This window comes from Bacillus cereus group sp. Bc061, from assembly GCF_027715825.1.
Taxonomy (GTDB): domain Bacteria; phylum Bacillota; class Bacilli; order Bacillales; family Bacillaceae_G; genus Bacillus_A; species Bacillus_A paranthracis.
On sequence record NZ_JAQFTZ010000023.1, the window covers coordinates 1 to 14,868 of the forward strand.

Sequence of the window (14,868 nt, forward strand, 5' to 3'; positions counted from 1 at the left end):
CTCTCCAATAAAGTTAGTTTGTCTAGCATCTAAAATAAAAATTGACGTTTCACGTTGTTTGTTTCGTTTAGTTTTCAAAGTTCAACATCGCGTTTCAGCGACTTTTATAATTTAACATCTTGCGTTAAATCTGTCAACAACTTTTTTCTTTCGTTCCTGACGACGCTTATTAATTTACCATATTAATCATTCACAAGTCAACACTTTTAAAAAAAATGCCAAAATAAATTTATTTTGGCATGATATAAAGTTTAATAATCACTAATGCAGCAACACCGGGTAGACCTAATAAACTTGTAATTGTTGCGGTGCCCAAGTTAATTGGGATATGAAAATCAAAATACGTTCCTACAACATTTACGATAAAAAGTAATGCTACTCCCAAAGTAACATGAAAGAGCGCTTTTCCTATAAAACGCAACGGCTTAGAAGAAACACCAAAAACAAGGAAAATAAAAACTAACGCAAGAATACCAACAATAATAATTGTAGAATTCATTTTTTCCTCCTTATGAATGACCTATACACATTTATTTGTATGGGACAAGACAATAAAAAAGAACGTTTATTATATAACTCCAGTCGTTTCATCTTATTCACCTTGATTCGACTACACGTTCTTCAAAAAAACTATTAATCGATCTTTCCAAACGAATAAAATAAAAAGGCTCTGCTTTTTCAGCAGAACCTTTTACCATTGCTCCATCTTTACAGGACGACGTTTTGCTTCTTTTAGCAAGAAGAAATATTTCGCCTCTGCTATTTTCAAAGAACAAAGTACATCTTGAGATGGTTCAACACTTTGTTCAACCATTCTCTTTTGACGTAACCATTCATTCTTCACCTTTTCTAATAGTACAATTAGCTTATCATCATACTCTTTACGCAATTTACCCTTTTTTTGAAAGAACATTTTTGTTTCTCCTCTTATACTTCTCTACGACCTTCTAACGCTTTCGACAGTGTCACTTCATCTGCATATTCTAAATCTCCACCAACTGGCAGACCGTGTGCAATACGAGTTACTTTAATACCTGTCGGCTTTAAGAGGCGGGATATATACATCGCTGTAGCTTCCCCTTCAATATTAGGATTTGTTGCTAATATTACTTCTTGTACTGTTTCATCGTGTAGTCGCTTTAGAAGTTGCGGGATATTAATGTCTTCTGGTCCAATTCCCTCCATTGGAGAGATAGCACCACGTAACACATGATATACACCTTGATACTCTTTCATCTTTTCCATCGCGATTACATCTTTCGGTTCTTGCACGACACAAACAACTGATTGATCTCGATGTGAATCGTTACAAATATAACAAGGATCACGATCAGTAATATGCCCGCACACAGAACAATATGCTAAGTCTCGCTTCGCATTTACAAGTGCTTTTGCAAAACCTAACACATCATCTTCTTTCATATCTAATACGAAAAACGCCAATCGAACCGCTGTTTTCGGTCCGATTCCTGGCAATTTCATAAAACTATCAATTAGTTTTGATATTGGTTCTGGATAATGCATATATCAATATCCTCCTAGAACATTCCACCCGGTAAGTTTAAGCCTTTTGTAAATTTACCCATTGTAGAGTTTGAAAGTTCATCAGCTTTCTTAAGTGCATCGTTTGTTGCAGCTAACACTAAGTCTTGTAACATTTCGATATCTTCTGGATCTACAACTTCTTCTTTCACTTTTACTTCAAGAATTTGCTTATGACCATTTGCAATAACTGTGATCATACCGCCGCCAGCTGTACCTTCAACTGTTTTTTCGCCAAGTTCTTCTTGCGCCTTTGCCATTTCCTTCTGCATCTTTTGCATTTGTTTCATCATGTTATTCATATTTCCCATTCCGCCACGCATCATAATTAATTCCTCCTAATTATTATTACTCTTTTATTTCAATGAGTTCTTGCCCTACTAATTTTACAGCCTCTTCTATGAGAGGATCTTCTTTTTTCTCTGGGCTTTCTTCAGAACTTCCACCTTCACGCTGTAAAAAATCTTCACGGATTTTACCCCATTCACTTTTTGGAATGGCAATCATATTTAATCTTTTACTTAGCAATTCAAATAAAGTTTGTTCCACTGTATCCATAGCCTCTCGATTTTCGCTTGCCATTTTACAGTGAATCTCATATTGGAACGCTAAAACGTAAGTATCATCTGAAGCCGCTACCGGTTCGCTATTTTCTAATAAAACAGCAAACGCTACTTTGTTGTATGCTTTGAGTCTTCCTAACAACTCTCCCCATACAGCTTTTAATTGTTCTAAATCTTGACGCTTCGCTTGCTTTAATACTTCATTTACGCGTCCGACAGGTATCTTCATACTTCCTGTCCGTACTGGCTTTGGTGCTGCACGCGTCTCTCTGACTTCCTGCTGCACACCGGCCGGCACACCATTCTTTTTGACTTGTTCTAACTCTTTCTCTAATTGCTGCATCCTGTTCATAATTGCTTGTAAACGATCTGCACCATTTGCTTGCATCATAAACTGTTGACACAGTTGTACCATAACAACTTCTAAGAAAATTCGCGGATGATTTGTCCACTTCATTTCCTGTTGTGCTTTACTAAGAGTATGAATGATCTCATAGATTACTTCCGGCTGCATTTCTTCACTTAACGTCCGGAATTGCTCATCAACCATTACTCGTTCCAACATATGTTCCAATTGTGGTGAAGTTTGATATAAAAGCATATCACGATAATAGTAAATGAAATCCTCCATAAAGCGAACTGGATCTTTCCCTTTACCCATCATCTCATCTATGATACGTAATGCTCTTGATACATCATTTTCACGTATACATTCTACTAAGTTGCCTAAGTATTGCTGAGAAACAGACCCTGTTACAGCTAATACATCTTCTGTCGTAACAGTCTCATCACTATAAGATATTGCCTGATCAATAAGACTAAGCGCATCACGCATACCACCTTCAGCGGCACGTGCAACAATTTGTAATGCCTCATCTTCTACTTGCGTACCTTCATTGTTCACAACTGTCGATAATCTCTCAACAATATCATTTACTGATATCTTTCGAAATTCGAAACGTTGGCAACGCGAAATAATTGTAGGCGGTATCTTATGTGGTTCTGTTGTCGCCAAAATAAAGATAACATGTCCTGGCGGTTCTTCTAACGTTTTTAAAAGCGCATTGAAGGCACCCATGGAAAGCATGTGAACTTCATCAATAATGTATACTTTATATTCTACAGCACTTGGAGCATATTTTACTTTATCTCTAATATCTCGAATTTCATCTACACCGTTATTTGAAGCCGCATCAATTTCTAATACATCTGAAATAGATCCTTGTGTAATCCCCAAACAAGAAGGACATTCATTACAAGGTTCAGCTACCGGAGCATGTTCACAGTTAATTGCTTTTGCAAACACTTTTGCAATTGTCGTTTTTCCTGTTCCTCTCGGCCCAGAAAATAAATAAGCATGTGAAACTTTCTCTTGAAGAAGGGCATTTTGCAACGTTTTTGTCACGTGCTTTTGACCGACTACATCTTCAAACTTTTGCGGTCTCCATGTTCGGTATAACGCTTGGTATGACACGAAAATACGGCCTCCCTCAAAGGTTATTATCTCATTTATTATAACCCATTCTGTTTATAGATTCCAAAAGTTATTTTCTATACAAAAAACCCACCTTAGTATTAAGGTGAGTTTTGTATACATATATAACTGCCGTGCACCTTCTGTCGATTACGTACCATAAGCGTTACTTAAGCAGTTAGCTCGGTTCAGGCACTCCTGCGGCACACGAGAAGACCCGCTTATTGCTGCTTCCTTCCGGACCTGACAAGGTTCACGGGGTCCCGTTGCGCAGGACCCAAACGTCAACACCACTTACTTAAGGCAGGCCTTACAGCAACATAACCTCGAGAAGGGATTCGGCCTCGCTAGAGCGGATTGCGAGTATAGGGCACCGCTACCTCCCCGCTTAGCACGGCAAAGTTAAAACCAATATTCGGTTGCCTTCATTAAAGGCACTATCAGTATAACTTGTTTTTTTATAAAATGCAAATACGTTAATTCTCTTTACTTTTCTCTAATTTCTTAATCGCTTTTCTTTTTTTACGAAGCGCTCTAAAAAAGTTCGTTAACAGCGTACCGCACTCTTCTTCTAATACACCAGCTACTACTTCACATTGATGATTAAAGCGTTCATCCGTTAACAGATTCATCAATGTCCCTGCACATCCACCTTTCGGATCACTCGCACCATATACAACTCGCTTTACTCGTGATAAAACAATTCCACCCGCACACATCGGGCAAGGCTCTAATGTTACATATAACGTCGCATCTTCTAAACGCCATGTCCCTAATTTTTTGCACGCCTCATCAATAGCTAACAACTCAGCGTGAGCTATCGATCTTTGCTCAGTCTCCCTTAAATTATGAGCAACACTAATTACTTCACCATCCAACACTATAACTGCCCCAATCGGTACTTCTTGTATTGCCTCTGCTTTTTTAGCCTCTTCTATTGCTAACTGCATAAAATGAATATCTTGATCACGTTCCATAACATAGTCCTTTCATTACAAATAAAGTACACTTATTTCCATTTACTACACATGGGATAACTTTTATAAATTCAATCCACCCTAAGAAAAAAAGAGAGGGGATTACATATGAAGAATACTGCCTTACTCATTATCGATATGATTAATGACTTTCAATTTTCACACGGGCCTATCCTAGCCAAAAAATGCGAAATTATAACCAATCCTATTTTACAATTAAAGAAAACAATGAAATCCTTCGGTTGCCCCATCATTTATATTAATGACCATTATCAACTTTGGAGGTCTGATATTGACCAATTGATTACTCATTGTACAAATGAGTATAGTAAAAATATCATTCATAAGATCGCTCCAAATGCTGATGATTACATTTTTATTAAACCACATTACTCTGCTTTTTATGAAACACCTTTAAATTCTTTATTAGGCTATTTAAAAATAGAAAATCTAATATTAACAGGTGTCGCCGGGAATATATGTATCCTCTTTACAGCTAACGATGCTCATATGAGGAATTATACATTGTATGTACCACAGGACTGTATTGCATCTAATGATGATCAGGATAACCTGCATGCTTTAAAAATAATGGAAGCCACATTAAAAGCAAATATAGTACCGTCGTTTCAAATAAAATTTAATTAATACATATATCTATTTTCCAACTTTTTATATCAAATTAACCCGCTCGCTTCCCTCTTGTGCTACAATAATTCTGTTTTGTGTTTTTAGTAGTCACGGTAAATCACTGATTGAAAGGAGGAAACAGCGTGACCGGAGTACCATTTATCACGGTTGAAGGACCAATTGGTGTTGGAAAAACTTCACTTGCGAAGGAAATTTCAACTCACATGCAACTCCACTTACTGAAAGAGATTGTTGATGAAAACCCCTTTTTAGGAAAGTTCTATGAAGACATCGACGAATGGAGTTTTCAAACAGAGATGTTCTTTCTTTGTAATAGATACAAACAATTAGAAGATATTAACATAAAGTATTTGAATCAAAGGAAGCCAGTAGTAGCGGATTATCATATATTCAAAAATGTAATTTTTGCATCCCGTACATTAAAAGATTCTCAATACGACAAGTACATGCAAATCTATCGTATCCTTACACAAGATATGCCAGTTCCAAACGTTATCGTTTATTTAACAGCTAGCCTAGAAACATTACAAAAGCGAATTGCAATGCGCGGAAGAGAATTCGAAAAAAATATGGATCCAAATTACTTACTACAGCTCACAAAAGATTATGAAACAGCAATGGATGCTTTTAAAAAGGACCATCCAGATATCCCAGTATTGAAATTTAACGGAGACGATATGGATTTTGTAAAAAATCCTGATGATTTAAACGTCATCCTATCTGCCCTTCAAAATACTCTCTTAAAGGAGTCGAAATAATAATGAATTTAAGGCAAAAATATGATATACCAAATGACGCAGTAATCACTATCGCTGGAACAGTAGGTGTCGGTAAATCCACTATGACAACTGCATTGGCTAACGCTTTAGGGTATCGCACATCATTTGAAAAGGTAGATTCTAATCCGTATTTGGACAAGTTCTATGCTGATTTCACACGCTGGAGCTTTCACTTACAAGTGTATTTTTTAGCAGAACGATTTAAAGAACAAAAAAGAATTTTTGAATACGGTGGCGGTTTTGTTCAAGATCGCTCTATCTATGAAGACACTGGCATTTTTGCAAAAATGCATCACGAAAAAGGTACAATGACGGAAACTGATTATGAAACATATAAAGGTTTATTTGACGCTATGGTCATGACTCCTTACTTCCCACATCCAGATTTATTAATTTACTTAGAAGGTTCTTTCGATGATATTGTTGATCGTATCCAAGAACGTGGACGTCCGATGGAACAGCAAACACCAATCGAGTATTGGAAAGAGATGCATGGGCGTTATGAAAACTGGATTAACAACTTCAATTCATGCCCTGTTTTACGATTAAACATTAATGAATACGATATTTTAAAAGATGGCGATTCCATTGAACCAATCATAAAAAAAATCGGTCATTTTTTAAAACAAACACGTAAACTTGTAAAATAAAAAACCCGTGCATATGCACGGGTTTTTCTATTAAATTACTTTTTCTTTGTTGGAGCAATAATTTCACTCTCAGGTTTTCCAGCGTTAATACGCTGACGAACAGTACTTGTACTAATATCGTACGCCTCAGCAATCTCTTTAACAGTCATTTCTTTCCCGTTAATTACTGCTGTTAATACTTTACCTGTACGTTTTGGAGCTGCTTCTTTCTTTACAGCTTCTTTTTTAACTTTTTTTGGTGCCTCTACTTTTGTTGCAGTTTGCTTTACATCACAAGTGCAACCACAAAGTTTACGGAATGTATCATCGCTAATAATGCGTGATACATTTGCACCACTGTTTAAAATTCTATTGTTCTTACAGACAGGACATTGTACATAATATAAAGTTTTTCCATCTAAAGGAAACGTTTGTATAATAAGATCCATGTTGACTCCTTTCATATCTATGAAGATAATCATCGGAATATGAGTGTGTAATAAGGACAAAATCGCCTTACACCATACTTTATGATTGGTTTTAAAATAAAAACTCGTTACGTGTGGTAACGAGTTCTCCAATCTCCACTTATATGCGCTGTTGTCAATTATATCTGGAGGAGGTAGAGGGATTCGAACCCCCGCGCGACTCTCGCCGCCTGTCGGTTTTCAAGACCGATCCCTTCAGCCAGACTTGGGTATACCTCCATATTGACATCAAATATAATATCAAAAGAAAAACAGTTAGTCAACCCTACTAAAATAAATTATGAGGAAAGGAAAATTTTACTTTTCCTCTCCTACATCATAGTACTGACAACGCTCATAATTACCAATCACTCATACCGATGAATGTTTATAAATTTACTTAATAACTGTTTTTCCTCCCATATAAGGGCGAAGAACTTCTGGAATTATAATTGTACCATCTTCTTGTTGGTAGTTCTCTAAAATAGCTGCCACCGTACGTCCAATTGCAAGACCAGATCCATTTAATGTATGAACATGTTCTGGTTTGCCGTTTGGCTCACGACGGAAACGGATATTTGCACGTCTCGCTTGGAAAGCCTCGAAATTACTACAAGAAGAGATTTCACGATATGTGCCATAGCTTGGAATCCATACTTCGATATCGTATTTCTTCGCTGCTGTAAATCCTAAATCGCCTGTGCACATGCTCATAACGCGATATGGCAACTCTAATAATTGTAACACGCGTTCTGCATCATTTGTTAGTTTTTCTAACTCTTCATAAGAATCTTCTGGTTTTACGAACTTCACAAGCTCTACTTTATTGAACTGGTGCTGACGAATTAAACCACGTGTATCACGGCCAGCTGAACCTGCTTCAGAACGGAAACAAGAGCTAAACGCAGCATATCTTATAGGCAATTGTTCTTTATTTAAGATCTCATCACGGTGCATATTTGTTACAGGTACTTCAGCTGTTGGAATTAAGAAGTAGTCTTCACTTTCAATACGGAATGCATCTTCTTCAAACTTCGGAAGTTGTCCTGTCCCTGTCATGCTTGCACGGTTTACCATATACGGAGGTAATACTTCTTCATATCCATGCTCATCAGTATGAAGATCAAGCATAAAGCTAATTAAAGCACGCTCTAATCTTGCGCCAGCACCTTTGTAGAATACGAAGCGGCTTCCTGTTACTTTTCCAGCACGTTCAAAATCTAGAATTCCTAAATCTGTAGCAAGATCCCAATGTGGTTTTGGTTCAAAAGCAAATTCCTTCACTTCTCCCCAAGTGCGAGCTACTACATTATCATCCTCTGTTTCACCAACTGGAGCAGATTCGTGCGGAATATTTGGAATAGATAGCATCAATCTTTCTAGATCTTCTTCAACTGTACGAAGTTCGTTATCAAGATCTTTTACTTTTTCTCCAACTTCACGCATTTCTAAAATTAGAGCTTCTGCATCTTTCTTTTCGCGCTTCAATACAGAGATTTGTTGAGATACTTCGTTACGTTTACTTTTTAGTTCCTCTGTTTGAACAAGTAGTTCTCTTCTTCTCGTATCTAATTCTTCAAAGCGACCAAAATCAGTTAAATCTTCGCCTCTATGCTGTAACTTAGCTTTTACTTCTTCAAAATTTGTACGTAAAAATTTAATATCAAGCATTATATACTCCTCCTTTTATTTTATAAAACACAAAAAACTCCCGTCCCTATATAAAGGGACGGGAGTTAACCCGCGTTGCCACCCTAGTTGAAAGCATTACCGCTTTCCTCTCAAGTAGAAATAACGGCTCTTCACCGGGAATGTTTACTAATCATAAAGATATTCCACATTCCATTCCAGGATGGATTCACAAACTGTTTCTATCGATTTCCACCAACCATCGACTCTCTATAAGAAACGACATTTGTTACTACTTCCTATCAACACGCTTATTTTATAAAATTGTTACCATCAATTTACTATAATCTTATACAAGTTGCAAGTTACTTATACAACTTTTTTCATTTTCGCTTCTTTTACCATTTCTACAAAGTATGCTGTTACACGATGATCATCTGTTAATTCCGGATGGAAAGAAGCAGCTAAAAACGGCCCTTGCCTTACCGCTACCATTCGATCACCATGTGTAGAAAGTACCTCAACATCATCCGCTACATTTACAACATACGGGGCACGAATAAATACGCCAACAAAATCTTCTCCCACACCTTTAATAGAAAGTGCAGCTTCAAAGCTATCTTTTTGACGTCCAAACGCATTGCGCTCAACTGTAATATCCATAGCACCAATATGTGCTTCGTCATAGCCAATAAGTGTTTTTGCGAGAAGAATCATTCCTGCACATGTACCAAACATTGGTTTACCAGACTTCGCAAATGTACGAAGTGGTTCCATGAAAGCATACTTATCAATAAGACGGCGCATAGTTGTACTTTCACCGCCTGGTAAAATAAGACCATCAATCTCTTCAAGTTGTTCTATACGCTTTACAACAACAGCTTCTGCACCACTTGCTTCAACTGATTTTACATGTTCACGAACTGCACCTTGAAGACCTAGTACACCGATTTTCACCATTTTAAAGTTCTCCTTCAATTACCATCCACGCTCTTGCATGCGTTGCTCTGGTAGTAACGTTGAAATTTCAATACCTTTCATCGCATTACCTAATCCTTTAGAAAGGCTTGCAATTAACTCGTAATCCTCATAATGAGTTGTCGCTTCAACGATTGCACGTGCAAATTTCGCTGGATTCTCTGATTTAAAGATACCAGATCCAACAAATACACCATCCGCACCAAGTTGCATCATTAACGCTGCATCTGCTGGTGTTGCTACACCACCTGCTGCAAAGTTTACAACCGGCAAACGACCAAGGCGTTTAATTTCAAGTAGTACTTCATAAGGAGCACCAGTATTTTTTGCATATGTCATTAACTCATCTTCACGTAGACTTGCAACTTGACGGATTTCTGCATTGACTTGACGCATATGACGCACTGCCTCTACAATGTTTCCTGTTCCTGGTTCGCCTTTTGTACGAAGCATAGATGCACCTTCTGCAATACGACGTGCAGCTTCTCCGATATCACGGCAACCACATACAAATGGAACTGTGTAATCACGTTTATTTAAATGGTATACTTCATCGGCTGGAGTTAATACTTCACTCTCATCGATATAGTCTACCCCTAATGATTCTAATACACGTGCTTCTACAAGGTGACCGATACGGCATTTTGCCATAACCGGAATTGACACTGCACCCATAACTTCTTCAACGATTGTTGGGTCTGCCATACGAGAAACGCCACCTGCTGCACGAATATCTGCTGGTACACGCTCTAATGCCATAACGGCAACTGCGCCTGCCTCTTCTGCAATTTTTGCTTGTTCAGCGTTAATTACGTCCATAATAACGCCGCCTTTTTGCATTTCTGCCATTCCACGTTTTACACGTTCTGTCCCTGTTACATTTGTCATGTTACAAAAACCCCCCTAGGTGAATTGCTTTTCCCCGTTAAAGGCGAAAATTAAGAATACTCTTACATTCTACCACTAACTATCAGATGCTTGTCTACTACTTTTTCATAAAGTCGGTATGAAAAATAGGAATAAGAAAAAGCCCCTACAATGAGGAGCTTTTAAAACCAACCTTTTACTGTATCAACAGCACTATTCCATATACCACTAAAGAAAGAACCGATTCCGCGCATAGCACGAGTAAACCAGTTTGCTTCTTCTACTTCAGATGTTGTTACAAGATCCACTTGTAACGACTTACCAGTTAAAAATCCAGGGTCGTTTGCATCTTTTGGCGTAATTACCATTTGACCAAGCGCAGCTCCCTTTTTAATAGGTGCTTCTTGTCCCTTACTTGATTCTTTTAATTCTGTTTTATAAACATCTTTACTTCCTTTTGGTACTGGAAGTGAAATGGCTTGTTTCGTTTGAACTGCTACATCTTTGTCTTTCGCATTTTCTACTCGTACTGTTTCTTGTCCTTTTACTGAAGAACCTTTTTTATACATTTGTTTCATTTCAAAGTTAGCAAATCCATAATCATATAGCTTCTTTGTTTCATCAAAACGTGCTGTATGAGAACTTGTTTTAATCACTACAGAAATAAAACGCATACCGTTTCTTTCAACCGTACCAGTGAAGCAATCTCCCGCTTCTGGAGTTGAGCCTGTTTTTAGGCCATCTACGCCATCATATTCTTTAACTAAGCCCTTTAACATCCAGTTCCAGTTCGACATTGCAAATTTCTCTTTTTCTGGACGGAATTCTTTTTTCGGGATTTTTGCTGTATCTAACACTTTTGGATAATCTTTAATTAAATGTTGTGCTAAAGTTGCAACATCCTTTGCAGACATTTTATTTTCTTCATCCGCTGTTGTTCCTTCTGGATGCATTCCCTTTAAATCTTTATTCGTTAAACCTGTAGAATTGACAAATTTATAATTTTTCAACCCTAGTTCTTTCGATTTATCATTCATCATTTTTACGAAATCTACTTCTTTACCTGCAATTGCTTCTGCTAATGCAATCGTTGCACCATTTGCAGAGAAGATTGCCATTGCCTCGTATAACTCTTTTACTGTATAAGAGCCACCATTTTCTAATGCCACATTTGATAATGAAGCATCCTGTGAAACTTTATACGCATATTCAGAAACCTTAATTTTCTGATCCCACTTAAGCTTTCCTTTATCCACTGCTTCGTGAACTAAATACTCACTCATCATCTTCGTCATACTAGCAATGGATAATAATTCATCAGCATTCTTTTGATATACAATTTTTCCAGAATTCGCTTCTACTAAAATTGCCGCACCTGCTTCAATATTTAAAGCAGTTCCTGTTTCAGCTGATGCATTGCTATATGGTAACAACATACTACAAGCTAGTGTAAGCATTGTTACTAGTGCAATGAATCTTTTGCAAAACATACCTTTCACTTTTGCTACCCCCAATATCTATGTACTCACATAACCGTTATTCTAACATAATCAAAAAAAAATAGACAGAGATATAAAATCTCCGTCTATTTATATATAAGACATTATAATGAGTAGTTTGGAGCCTCTTTTGTAATTTGTACATGATGAGGATGACTTTCAAGTAAACCAGCACCTGACATACGAACAAATTGTGCATTCTCACGTAAGAATTCTAAATCTTGTGCTCCGCAATATCCCATACCTGCACGTAATCCACCAACTAATTGATGAACCGTATCTGCTAAAGGTCCTTTATATGGTACTCGTCCTTCAATACCTTCTGGAACAAGTTTTTTATTTCCTTCTTGGAAATAACGATCTTTACTTCCTTTTTCCATCGCTCCGACAGAACCCATACCACGATATACTTTAAATTGGCGACCTTGATAAATTTCAGTTTCACCAGGACTTTCAGCAACACCAGCAAACATACTACCTAGCATAACAACATGTGCTCCTGCTGCTAAAGCTTTAACCATATCACCAGAGTACTTAATACCACCGTCAGCAATAACTGGGATACCGTGTTTACGAGCTTCTGTTGCACAATCATAAACCGCTGTTAATTGTGGTACACCAACCCCAGCTACAACACGTGTTGTACAGATAGAGCCTGGTCCAATACCAACTTTAACTACGTTTGCCCCTGCTTCAATTAATGCTCTTGTTGCTTCAGCAGTAGCAACATTTCCAGCGATAATATTTAATGATGGATACTTTGCACGAACTTCTTTTACTTTATCAATAACGCCTTGAGAATGTCCATGGGCTGTATCAAGTACGATTGCATCTACGCTAGCTTTTACTAATGCGTCAATGCGAGTCATAGCATCAGCCGTTACACCAACTGCTGCTCCAACTAATAAGCGCCCTTGCTTATCCTTCGCAGAATTTGGGAATTCAATTACTTTTTCAATATCTTTTATTGTAATAAGCCCTTGTAATACACCGTTGTTATCAACAAGAGGGAGTTTTTCAATTTTATACTTTTGTAGGATCTTTTCAGCCTCATCTAGCGTTGTACCAACTGGAGCTGTAATTAGCTGTTCTTTTGTCATTACGTCGGAAATTTTGATTGAGTAATCTTGGATAAAACGCATATCACGGTTTGTAATAATACCAACTAATTTTCGCTCGTCTAAATTATTTACAACCGGTACACCTGAGATACGATATTTCCCCATAAGGTGCTCTGCATCATACACTTGATGTTCTGGAGTTAAAAAGAAAGGATCTGAAATAACACCACTTTCAGAACGTTTTACTTTATCAACCTGCTCGGCTTGTTGTTCAATAGACATATTTTTATGAATAATTCCTAAACCGCCTTGACGAGCCATTGCAATAGCCATATCCGCTTCTGTTACTGTATCCATTCCTGCACTAATTAACGGGATGTTTAACTGTAAGCTTTCAGATAAAACTGTTTTAACACTTACTTCTCTTGGTAGTACATCTGACTTTGCTGGTACAAGTAATACGTCATCAAAAGTCAAACCTTCTTTAACAAATTTAGATTCCCACATAATTGTTCCCCCCATGATACCAGAAATTATTATTAGTAGCTTATCAATTGGTTAAAATACTGTCAAGGACGTATATATATGTTAGAATTTTTAGACAATAAAAGGAGCGTAATATATGCATCAGACACATTGTACTTGGCAGCAATTAAGTTTCTTCTTTTCATCTCAAAATGTACAACGTTATCTTGCCCGTTGTTATGAAAAATCCTCCATACAAAATGCTGAAAAAAAAAGTTTTGAAAATTGTTATCCCTTTATTTATTACTTAGAACATGGGAAAAATTATTATGAATTATATAAGGTAGCTCCCTTTTCAATTCAGCCAATGTTATTGTTTTATGGAATGAGCCAACTTTTTAAAGCATGCTTATTAACTATTGATCCGAACTATCCTGAATCCACTACTGTTTTAGCTCATGGTGTTACGACTCGTAAGCGGAAAAAACAGGGATATCAATTTTTAGAAGATGAGGTAAAGGTACAAAAAAATGGATTATTTACTCATGTGGCAGAACAGCTGTTTCACATGAAACACTTAGAATCAGAGAAGTTTAACATGTTGGATTTAATGGGGAATATTCCTGAATTACAAAACTTATTTCGCTATAGTCAACGAGGTGCCACTTTGTATAAAATTGATTCAACAAATGCAAATGAACTTTCCTTTTCAGTCAATATACTAGATCGACTTCATATGACTTCAGAAAGATTTTCACGTTATATTGAATCAATTTGTAAGCACTTATCCGTGCAACATGTTACTGGGAAAACGAGCGCCTCCAATTTGCTTTTTACAGCTCCTATTCAATCGTGGAATCCTATATATAGTACGCCTTTATACTACGAATATCTCGCTGATACTTATTACTTACCACTTACAACTGACCCTAGAAATCCTAAACCCGTATTACCTGAACTTCTTGTTCACTATTTATTGCTCTACAATTTAAGTATGATTTCTAGATACGAAACAGATTGGTGGTATGATTTACTTGGAAGCTATGGCTCTGAAGATTACCCATTTATTTATCAATTTCTTACTATTTCTGCTCAAAAAATTCCTTACTATATTTCGAATTTTTTACTAGCAGAACCGAACCTATTTCATGGGAAATAAAAAAACACAAGTCAAAAGACTTGTGTTTTTAGTTGCTTGGCGACGTCCTACTCTCACAGGGACAAGGTCCCAACTACCATCGGCGCTAGAGAGCTTAACTTCCGTGTTCGGTATGGGAACGGGTGTGA

The 14,868-nt window shown here is 37.1% G+C and carries 16 protein-coding genes, 1 tRNA gene, 1 rRNA gene, 1 other RNA gene and 1 other annotated feature; of the genes, 4 read left to right on the plus strand and 15 right to left on the minus strand.

Going from position 1 to position 14,868, the window contains the following annotated elements:
- Positions 1 to 229: 229 nt before the first annotated feature.
- From PDQ40_RS27740 to tadA, 7 genes are all read right to left on the minus strand, one after another.
- Entirely contained in the window at positions 230 to 499 is a 270-nt protein-coding gene (locus tag PDQ40_RS27740) for a pro-sigmaK processing inhibitor BofA family protein (RefSeq protein WP_001089261.1), read from the minus strand.
- 192 nt (positions 500 to 691) lie between these two features.
- A complete protein-coding gene (locus tag PDQ40_RS27745; RefSeq protein WP_000466020.1) occupies positions 692 to 913 on the minus strand; it encodes a YaaL family protein in 222 nt (73 codons plus the stop codon).
- Between the two features lie 14 nt (positions 914 to 927).
- A complete protein-coding gene (recR, locus tag PDQ40_RS27750) occupies positions 928 to 1,524 on the minus strand; it encodes a recombination protein RecR (protein ID WP_000559169.1) in 597 nt (198 codons plus the stop codon).
- Positions 1,525 to 1,538: 14 nt separating this feature from the next.
- Complete coding sequence (locus PDQ40_RS27755; protein ID WP_001996460.1) at positions 1,539 to 1,865, minus strand: YbaB/EbfC family nucleoid-associated protein; 327 nt, start codon at positions 1,863 to 1,865, stop codon at positions 1,539 to 1,541.
- Between the two features lie 25 nt (positions 1,866 to 1,890).
- Positions 1,891 to 3,579, minus strand: coding sequence for a DNA polymerase III subunit gamma/tau (gene dnaX, locus PDQ40_RS27760; protein ID WP_000121557.1), 1,689 nt, complete (start codon positions 3,577 to 3,579; stop codon positions 1,891 to 1,893).
- A 132-nt stretch (positions 3,580 to 3,711) separates the two neighbouring features.
- Positions 3,712 to 3,976: signal recognition particle sRNA large type (gene ffs / locus PDQ40_RS27765), an RNA gene on the minus strand.
- 79 nt (positions 3,977 to 4,055) lie between these two features.
- The gene (tadA, locus tag PDQ40_RS27770; protein WP_000439008.1) at positions 4,056 to 4,556 is read right to left on the minus strand and encodes a tRNA adenosine(34) deaminase TadA; all 501 of its coding nucleotides are present in this window, start codon (positions 4,554 to 4,556) and stop codon (positions 4,056 to 4,058) included.
- Positions 4,557 to 4,664: 108 nt separating this feature from the next.
- On the opposite strand from tadA, the gene PDQ40_RS27775 reads away from it, so the two are divergent.
- The 3 genes from PDQ40_RS27775 (at position 4,665) to PDQ40_RS27785 (ending at position 6,636) form a co-directional block, all read left to right on the plus strand.
- Entirely contained in the window at positions 4,665 to 5,204 is a 540-nt protein-coding gene (locus PDQ40_RS27775) for an isochorismatase family cysteine hydrolase (protein WP_000798715.1), read from the plus strand.
- A 125-nt stretch (positions 5,205 to 5,329) separates the two neighbouring features.
- Complete coding sequence (locus tag PDQ40_RS27780; RefSeq protein ID WP_000148224.1) at positions 5,330 to 5,965, plus strand: deoxynucleoside kinase; 636 nt, start codon at positions 5,330 to 5,332, stop codon at positions 5,963 to 5,965.
- 2 nt (positions 5,966 to 5,967) lie between these two features.
- Positions 5,968 to 6,636: a deoxynucleoside kinase gene (locus tag PDQ40_RS27785; RefSeq protein WP_001053585.1), complete on the plus strand. Its 669-nt coding sequence runs from the start codon at positions 5,968 to 5,970 to the stop codon at positions 6,634 to 6,636.
- A 35-nt stretch (positions 6,637 to 6,671) separates the two neighbouring features.
- Here PDQ40_RS27785 and PDQ40_RS27790 read toward each other — a convergent pair whose 3' ends face one another.
- From PDQ40_RS27790 to guaB, 7 genes are all read right to left on the minus strand, one after another.
- Entirely contained in the window at positions 6,672 to 7,064 is a 393-nt protein-coding gene (locus PDQ40_RS27790) for a DUF3797 domain-containing protein (protein ID WP_000364200.1), read from the minus strand.
- A gap of 165 nt (positions 7,065 to 7,229) precedes the next feature.
- Positions 7,230 to 7,322, minus strand: a tRNA-Ser gene (locus PDQ40_RS27795).
- A gap of 156 nt (positions 7,323 to 7,478) precedes the next feature.
- Positions 7,479 to 8,753 carry a serine--tRNA ligase gene (serS, locus tag PDQ40_RS27800; RefSeq protein ID WP_000884181.1) on the minus strand — a complete coding sequence of 425 codons (1,275 nt, stop codon included), beginning with the start codon at positions 8,751 to 8,753 and terminating at the stop codon, positions 7,479 to 7,481.
- Between the two features lie 51 nt (positions 8,754 to 8,804).
- Positions 8,805 to 9,026: a binding site (T-box leader), on the minus strand.
- A gap of 54 nt (positions 9,027 to 9,080) precedes the next feature.
- Positions 9,081 to 9,671: a pyridoxal 5'-phosphate synthase glutaminase subunit PdxT gene (pdxT, locus tag PDQ40_RS27805; protein WP_000238780.1), complete on the minus strand. Its 591-nt coding sequence runs from the start codon at positions 9,669 to 9,671 to the stop codon at positions 9,081 to 9,083.
- Between the two features lie 18 nt (positions 9,672 to 9,689).
- Positions 9,690 to 10,577, minus strand: a complete 888-nt coding sequence (pdxS, locus tag PDQ40_RS27810; RefSeq protein WP_000186156.1) for a pyridoxal 5'-phosphate synthase lyase subunit PdxS — start codon at positions 10,575 to 10,577, stop codon at positions 9,690 to 9,692.
- 161 nt (positions 10,578 to 10,738) lie between these two features.
- Complete coding sequence (dacA, locus tag PDQ40_RS27815; protein WP_130777056.1) at positions 10,739 to 12,046, minus strand: D-alanyl-D-alanine carboxypeptidase DacA; 1,308 nt, start codon at positions 12,044 to 12,046, stop codon at positions 10,739 to 10,741.
- A gap of 113 nt (positions 12,047 to 12,159) precedes the next feature.
- On the minus strand, positions 12,160 to 13,623 hold the full coding sequence (gene guaB, locus PDQ40_RS27820; RefSeq protein WP_000264079.1) for an IMP dehydrogenase: 1,464 nt from the start codon (positions 13,621 to 13,623) through the stop codon (positions 12,160 to 12,162).
- A gap of 115 nt (positions 13,624 to 13,738) precedes the next feature.
- Here guaB and PDQ40_RS27825 point away from each other — a divergent pair, with 115 nt between their 5' ends.
- A complete protein-coding gene (locus PDQ40_RS27825; protein WP_000554271.1) occupies positions 13,739 to 14,740 on the plus strand; it encodes a YaaC family protein in 1,002 nt (333 codons plus the stop codon).
- A gap of 34 nt (positions 14,741 to 14,774) precedes the next feature.
- On the opposite strand, the gene rrf is transcribed toward PDQ40_RS27825, so the two are convergent.
- Positions 14,775 to 14,868: ribosomal RNA gene (gene rrf, locus PDQ40_RS27830) — 5S ribosomal RNA — on the minus strand; the annotation flags it as partial.

Coding starts and splice junctions, on each gene's coding strand:
- PDQ40_RS27740 (WP_001089261.1), bottom strand. CDS start 499: ATGAATTCTACAATTATTATTGTTGGTATTCTTGCGTTAGTTTTTATT.
- PDQ40_RS27745 (WP_000466020.1), bottom strand. CDS start 913: ATGTTCTTTCAAAAAAAGGGTAAATTGCGTAAAGAGTATGATGATAAG.
- recR (WP_000559169.1), bottom strand. CDS start 1,524: ATGCATTATCCAGAACCAATATCAAAACTAATTGATAGTTTTATGAAA.
- PDQ40_RS27755 (WP_001996460.1), bottom strand. CDS start 1,865: ATGCGTGGCGGAATGGGAAATATGAATAACATGATGAAACAAATGCAA.
- tadA (WP_000439008.1), bottom strand. CDS start 4,556: ATGGAACGTGATCAAGATATTCATTTTATGCAGTTAGCAATAGAAGAG.
- PDQ40_RS27775 (WP_000798715.1), top strand. CDS start 4,665: ATGAAGAATACTGCCTTACTCATTATCGATATGATTAATGACTTTCAA.
- PDQ40_RS27785 (WP_001053585.1), top strand. CDS start 5,968: ATGAATTTAAGGCAAAAATATGATATACCAAATGACGCAGTAATCACT.
- PDQ40_RS27790 (WP_000364200.1), bottom strand. CDS start 7,064: ATGGATCTTATTATACAAACGTTTCCTTTAGATGGAAAAACTTTATAT.
- serS (WP_000884181.1), bottom strand. CDS start 8,753: ATGCTTGATATTAAATTTTTACGTACAAATTTTGAAGAAGTAAAAGCT.
- pdxT (WP_000238780.1), bottom strand. CDS start 9,671: ATGGTGAAAATCGGTGTACTAGGTCTTCAAGGTGCAGTTCGTGAACAT.
- pdxS (WP_000186156.1), bottom strand. CDS start 10,577: ATGACAAATGTAACAGGGACAGAACGTGTAAAACGTGGAATGGCAGAA.
- dacA (WP_130777056.1), bottom strand. CDS start 12,046: ATGTTTTGCAAAAGATTCATTGCACTAGTAACAATGCTTACACTAGCT.
- guaB (WP_000264079.1), bottom strand. CDS start 13,623: ATGTGGGAATCTAAATTTGTTAAAGAAGGTTTGACTTTTGATGACGTA.
- PDQ40_RS27825 (WP_000554271.1), top strand. CDS start 13,739: ATGCATCAGACACATTGTACTTGGCAGCAATTAAGTTTCTTCTTTTCA.